Source organism: Mesorhizobium sp. M7D.F.Ca.US.004.01.2.1 (genome assembly GCF_003997785.1).
In the GTDB taxonomy this organism is placed as follows: Bacteria; Pseudomonadota; Alphaproteobacteria; order Rhizobiales; family Rhizobiaceae; genus Mesorhizobium; species Mesorhizobium loti.
Map to the genome: position 1 here is coordinate 1 of NZ_RZRQ01000391.1, position 4,996 is coordinate 4,996.

Here is a 4,996-nt window from a genome sequence, read left to right on the forward strand (position 1 = left end):
GAGACAGCACGGCACCCGATGCGGTGTTCGCCGCCTTGCAACCGGACGTGCTGGTGATCTGCGCCGGGGCGCTTGCCCCGTCCGCGCCTATCCCGGACCAGAGCTGGCAGGATTTTTCCGCAAACTGGGACATGGACGTCAAGGCGTCGTTCCTGTTCTGCAAGGCGGCCCTCAAGGGCCGGCTGAAGCCGGGCAGCCGGGTGGTGCTGATCTCCAGTGGCGCGGCACTCAGCGGCGGGCCGCCGAATTCCGGCGGCTATTCCGGCGCCAAGCGCATGCAGATGTTTCTTGCCGGCCATAGCCAGAAGGAAGCCGACCGGCTGGGCCTTGGCCTGCGCTTCATGGCGCTGGTACCGATGCGCATCATGGCGGGCACCGGCGTCGGCCAGGGCGGCATCGAAGGCATCTCGGCCTATCTCGGCATCAGCCCGTCGGATTTCCTCGCCAGCATGACCGACGTGCAGACGCCGGCCGATGTCGGGCGTGCCGTGGTCACGCTCGCCGGCGGCAAGCTGTCAGGCGTCTCCTTCGCGGTCAGCGGCAGCGGCCTTGCGGCGGCGGCATGAGGCGCGCAGGATGCCAGCCGAAATCAGCACCGCAGGCTCACTATGACAGATGCTCCCGGCCCGCTTGAGCCCCAAGGCCGGACAAGCCAGCCGGTCCTCGATCGTCTGGCCTTCGAGCGCCTGACAACGGCCCACCGCCGCGAACTCAAGCTGCATTGCTACCGGATGATGGGCTCGCTGCACGAGGCCGACGACCTCGTGCAGGAGACGTTTCTCAGGGCATGGCGCGGCCGCTCGCAATTCGACGGGCGCGGCTCGCCGCGCGGCTGGCTCTACACCATCGCCACCAACAGCTGCCTCAACGCCATCAAGGCGAGGTCGTCAGCGCATCGCATTCTCGAGCAGCCCGGCCGGCCACCGACCGAGGGGCACGCCGCTGGCGGGCCCGCCACTGAGCTCTCCTGGCTGGAGCCGTACCCGGACGCCGAACTGCCGGATCTTGTCGACGGCGAGCCCGGCCCGGACGCGCGCTACGAGACCCGCGAAGCCGTGCAGCTTGCCTTCGTCGCCGCGATCCAGCTTCTGCCGCCCAGGCAGCGCGCCGCGCTGCTTCTGTGCGACGTGCTGGGCTGGTCGGCGCTCGAGACGGCGCACTTGCTGGGCGGCACGACCGCCTCGATCAACAGCGCCCTGCAACGCGCCCGCGCGACGCTGGCGATGCATTATCCGCAGGGACGCCCCCTGCAGCGCGAGCGGCCCAATCGCGAAGAGAGCCTGCTGCTCGAACGCTACATGCAGGCCTGGCAGGCCGCCAATCTCGACGGCTTCATCGAGCTGCTGCGCGAGGACGCCACCTACCACATGCCGCCATGGCTGGACTGGTATCAGGGGCGCGAGGCGATCCACAATTTCTTCAAAACCGTCTGGGGCAATTTCGCCGGCTACCATGCCGTCGCGACGAGGGCCAACGGCCAGCCCGCCGTTGCGGTCTATGCCCGGCGCCATCGGGAACCCGAATGGCGCGCGCAGTCGCTGCATGTCATCGAACCGGCCGATGGCCGGATCGCCTCGCTGACGGTCTATGTCGGCCCGCTCGCGGCCGAACTGTTCGCCGCCTTCGGCCTGCCGCCCGTCTGGCCCGCGCCGAACAAATGATCGTTACGCCCCTCTCCTGACGGAAAGCTGTCAGGAGGCCTGGCCTATAGATCGGTTGGGAGCCGGCCACGGCTTCAACGATCAAGGAGCCACGCGATGAATTTCGTCTCAGTCCGCATCATCACGTCAGACGTCCAGCGTCTCGTGCACTTCTATGGTGAGATCACCGGCATGCCCGTGACGGTGTACACGGAAGACTTCGCGGAACTGGCGACGCCGGCCTGCACGCTGGCGATCGGCAGCACGCGCACCTTGATGCTGTTCGGCGGCGACATCGCCCGCCCTGCCGACAACCACACGGCCATCCTCGAATTCCGCGTCGGCGACGTCGATGCGGAATTCGCCAGGCTCTCGGACCTCCTCAGGGATGTTACGGTGCAGAAGCCGACCACCATGCCCTGGGGCAACCGCTCGCTGCTGTTTCGCGACCCGGATGGCAATCTGGTCAATTTTTTCACGCCGGTAACCGCCGAAGCGATCAGGAAGTTCGACAAATAAAGCGTTGCCGTCCGGCTATCGGCGGCAGGCACCTGGCCATCGGCGCTAGCTGGTGGTTCAGTACGGATTTCCTGTCGCCGCAACGCTTTCCTTGCGCAGGTATGCCCAAAGGTCGAGTGCGCCCGGGCGTATGTCGTGGGGATAGTCCAGTCGAGCAACATCTTCGCTGGTGGTCCATGGTGCCGGAAAGTCGGCGGCCACTTCGGCTCCGACGATGCGGACATCGTCAAGGTTCTCTTCGGCGATCTCGCCGTCAAACACAAAGCGGAGCTTGATCTCCACGCCTGCCCAGCCGCAGATAACCGCCCGAAGGTTGGGCGAAACGGCACCCAGAAGCGCGCGTTGCACGGAAAGCAGCAGCCTCGGCTGAATGTCATGCATGGTCGTGATCTGCTTTCAGCCGTTCTATTTCTGGTTCCATTTGCGAACCACCGGCTCGCTCAAATCATGCTCGTAGCCAAGCACGCTGATGCTGGCCGTATCGAGCACGAACAGCGCGCCGCCCTCGGGCGGCAGGCCGATCCAGCGCGCCGCCAGCACGCGCAGGAAATGTGCGCTGGAAAACACCAGGATCGAGCCGCCAGCGTCACGAAGCTGTCCGATAATCCTGTCAGCGCGCGCGCCGACATCGGCCGCCATCTCGCCCTTCGGACAGCCATCGCGAAACACATTCCAGCCGGGCCGCTCGGCCAGGATCTGTTTCGTCGTCAGCCCCTCATAGGCGCCGTAGTCCCACTCCTGCAGATCGTCCTTCTTGACGCTCTGCGCGCCGAAGCCGGCCAGCACGCTGGTGTTGTAGGCGCGCTGCGACGGGCTCGACCACACCGCCGAAAACGACAGGCCCTTGAGCCGCTCGGCGACACCCCGCGCGGCGGCCTCGCCGGCCGGCGTCAACGGCATGTCGGTGCGGCCGGTATGCTGCCCCGAAAGGCTCCACGCCGTCTCGCCATGCCGGACCAGATGGATTTGGGGATACGCGCTGCTCATGGGATGCCTTTCAATGTCGCCGGCACCTTAAGCGACGATGCGGCAAAGGGGAATCCGCTTGGTACAAAACTGCGTGGTCGCCTGGCCCTGATCCGCATCAGGCTGGCCCTGTGATCAGCCCGATGCCGCAACTATATCAAGGTCAGCCTCCACAAGGCTCCCCGCCCTCAAGGGCATTTGCCCTTGCACAACAGGTCATGTCATCATGTACAAACATTTGCTTATTGCCACGGACGGATCGGAACTGGCCGACAAGGGCGTTGCCCACGGCCTGACGCTGGCCAAGGGCCTCGGCGCCTCCATCACCTTCGTTACCGTCTCCGAACAATTCCCGATCTTCGCCTGGGGAGGCGCCATGGCCGGCTATGCCGCTGGCGATGAACTGGCCGCCTATCAGGAAGAAGCACGCAAATACGCCAAGGAGGTTCTCGACAAGAGCAAGGCGTCGGCGGACGCCGCCGGCGTCTCCGCGGAGGTCGTGCATGTCGAGGACAAGCGGCCAGCCGAAGCCATCCTGGAGCTGTCGCAGGCCCTGGGCTGCGACCTGATCGTGATGGCCTCGCATGGGCGCCGCGGACTGGGCAAGCTGCTTCTGGGCAGCCAGACGGCGGAAGTGCTGTCCTACACGGAGGTCCCGGTGCTGGTGGTGCGGTAGGGTCTGCTGCGAAGCACGGCTACAGCACCACCTCCCCCACGAGATACACCCCCAGCGCCAGCAGCCCGGCGAAGAACACCGTGCGGAAGGTCTCGACGCTCATTGTCCGGCGCAGCGCCTGGCCGGCGAACATCCCGGCCAGCGCCGGCGCCAACGCCAGGATCGACCCCGCCAGTTGCGCGCTCGGCGATGCCAGGGCGCCGGTCCTGAACAGCCCGATGGCGAGCGCTGCCGCCGACACGGTGAAGGACAGGCCGAGCGCCTGGATCAGGTCTTCTTTCTCGAGCCGCAGCGATTGCAGATAGGGCACCGCCGGGATGACGAAGACGCCGGTGGCGCCGGTGACCAGCCCGGTCGCCACGCCGACCAGCGGTGACATCAAGGCCTCGTGGCGCGCCGGCGTGGTGAAGCCGGCCTTGGCAAGGCCGAGGATTGCATAGAGCACCAGCGCCACTCCCAGCCCCGCCGAGGCCGCGCCCGTATGCGTGCCCGTCAGCAGGCCGGCGCCGACTACGGTGCCGAGCATCACGCCGGCCATCATCGTCCACAGCCGCTTGCACAGGCCGCCAAAGGATGGCCCGGTCAGCAATTGCCAGAGATTGGTGACCAGCGACGGGATCAACAGCAAAGCAGCGGCCTGCGCCGGCGGCATCGTCACCGCCAGCAGGCCCATCGCCACGGTTGGCAACCCCATGCCGACCACGCCCTTGACGAAGCCGGCGGCGAGGAAGACGGCGCCGATCCAGGCGAGGACGCCGGCGCTCAGCATGATCGTATCTTCAGGGCCGGATCAGTCATGCAGCAGCATGTCCGTCGCGTCGGCCTCTGGCGTCGGCTTTGCCGGCGCGGCATCGCGGCTGGTGGATGCGACCGTCGCCGCGCATCCCCGCAGGCCTGGCTCCGCGCGCGCCATGGCAAAGCCAGCCACGGCAACAGCCAACGCAATCGCCGTGCTTTCAAGAATGCCGAGCCGGCCTGATGTTCGTTCGTTCATCACACTTCTCCTTCGAAACTGTTTGACGAACATCCCGGCCGATCACAATGTGGAAGTTGCGCTGCCAGCCTTCGGCTAGGACGAAGGCTGGAGGGCGACCGCCTCCCCCGGGGCGCCGAATCTTCACAGGAGCAAAAGAATGCGCTTCGATCTGGTCGATCTCAGGCTGTTCCTGCTGGTGGCCGAACGCGGCAGCATTAC

Annotated in this window: 9 protein-coding genes; 4 read left to right on the forward strand and 5 right to left on the reverse strand. The window is 66.2% G+C overall.

All coding sequences use genetic code 11. The annotated features are described in order from the left end of the window. The 3 genes from EN993_RS31190 to EN993_RS31200 all read left to right on the forward strand — a co-directional run. A partial coding sequence (locus EN993_RS31190; protein ID WP_127265691.1) for an SDR family oxidoreductase occupies positions 1 to 566 on the forward strand: 566 nt, incomplete at its 5' end. A 42-nt stretch (positions 567 to 608) separates the two neighbouring features. Continuing rightward, positions 609 to 1,661: an RNA polymerase subunit sigma-70 gene (locus EN993_RS31195; protein ID WP_109660420.1), complete on the forward strand. Its 1,053-nt coding sequence runs from the start codon at positions 609 to 611 to the stop codon at positions 1,659 to 1,661. A gap of 96 nt (positions 1,662 to 1,757) precedes the next feature. Continuing rightward, on the forward strand, positions 1,758 to 2,159 hold the full coding sequence (locus EN993_RS31200) for a VOC family protein (protein ID WP_109660418.1): 402 nt from the start codon (positions 1,758 to 1,760) through the stop codon (positions 2,157 to 2,159). Between the two features lie 57 nt (positions 2,160 to 2,216). Here EN993_RS31200 and EN993_RS31205 read toward each other — a convergent pair whose 3' ends face one another. Beyond that, positions 2,217 to 2,540 (reverse strand): hypothetical protein, encoded by a 324-nt coding sequence (locus EN993_RS31205; protein WP_109660416.1) that lies wholly within the window; start codon positions 2,538 to 2,540, stop codon positions 2,217 to 2,219. A gap of 24 nt (positions 2,541 to 2,564) precedes the next feature. Next, positions 2,565 to 3,146, reverse strand: a complete 582-nt coding sequence (locus EN993_RS31210; protein WP_109660414.1) for a histidine phosphatase family protein — start codon at positions 3,144 to 3,146, stop codon at positions 2,565 to 2,567. Positions 3,147 to 3,351: 205 nt separating this feature from the next. Between EN993_RS31210 and EN993_RS31215 the strand changes: the two genes are divergently transcribed. Further along, entirely contained in the window at positions 3,352 to 3,801 is a 450-nt protein-coding gene (locus tag EN993_RS31215; RefSeq protein WP_109660412.1) for a universal stress protein, read from the forward strand. Positions 3,802 to 3,820: 19 nt separating this feature from the next. On the opposite strand, the gene EN993_RS31220 is transcribed toward EN993_RS31215, so the two are convergent. The 3 genes from EN993_RS31220 to EN993_RS37470 form a co-directional block, all read right to left on the reverse strand. Then, positions 3,821 to 4,570 carry a sulfite exporter TauE/SafE family protein gene (locus EN993_RS31220; protein WP_127265692.1) on the reverse strand — a complete coding sequence of 250 codons (750 nt, stop codon included), beginning with the start codon at positions 4,568 to 4,570 and terminating at the stop codon, positions 3,821 to 3,823. A 21-nt stretch (positions 4,571 to 4,591) separates the two neighbouring features. After that, positions 4,592 to 4,795, reverse strand: coding sequence for a hypothetical protein (locus EN993_RS31225; protein ID WP_127265693.1), 204 nt, complete (start codon positions 4,793 to 4,795; stop codon positions 4,592 to 4,594). Beyond that, positions 4,758 to 4,996 (reverse strand): hypothetical protein (locus tag EN993_RS37470; RefSeq protein ID WP_206532444.1); only part of this gene is annotated, 239 nt, incomplete at its 5' end. The genes EN993_RS37470 and EN993_RS31225, both read right to left, overlap by 38 nt.

Coding starts and splice junctions, on each gene's coding strand:
- EN993_RS31225 (WP_127265693.1), bottom strand. CDS start 4,795: ATGAACGAACGAACATCAGGCCGGCTCGGCATTCTTGAAAGCACGGCG.
- EN993_RS31195 (WP_109660420.1), top strand. CDS start 609: ATGACAGATGCTCCCGGCCCGCTTGAGCCCCAAGGCCGGACAAGCCAG.
- EN993_RS31210 (WP_109660414.1), bottom strand. CDS start 3,146: ATGAGCAGCGCGTATCCCCAAATCCATCTGGTCCGGCATGGCGAGACG.
- EN993_RS31215 (WP_109660412.1), top strand. CDS start 3,352: ATGTACAAACATTTGCTTATTGCCACGGACGGATCGGAACTGGCCGAC.
- EN993_RS31205 (WP_109660416.1), bottom strand. CDS start 2,540: ATGCATGACATTCAGCCGAGGCTGCTGCTTTCCGTGCAACGCGCGCTT.
- EN993_RS31200 (WP_109660418.1), top strand. CDS start 1,758: ATGAATTTCGTCTCAGTCCGCATCATCACGTCAGACGTCCAGCGTCTC.
- EN993_RS31220 (WP_127265692.1), bottom strand. CDS start 4,570: ATGCTGAGCGCCGGCGTCCTCGCCTGGATCGGCGCCGTCTTCCTCGCC.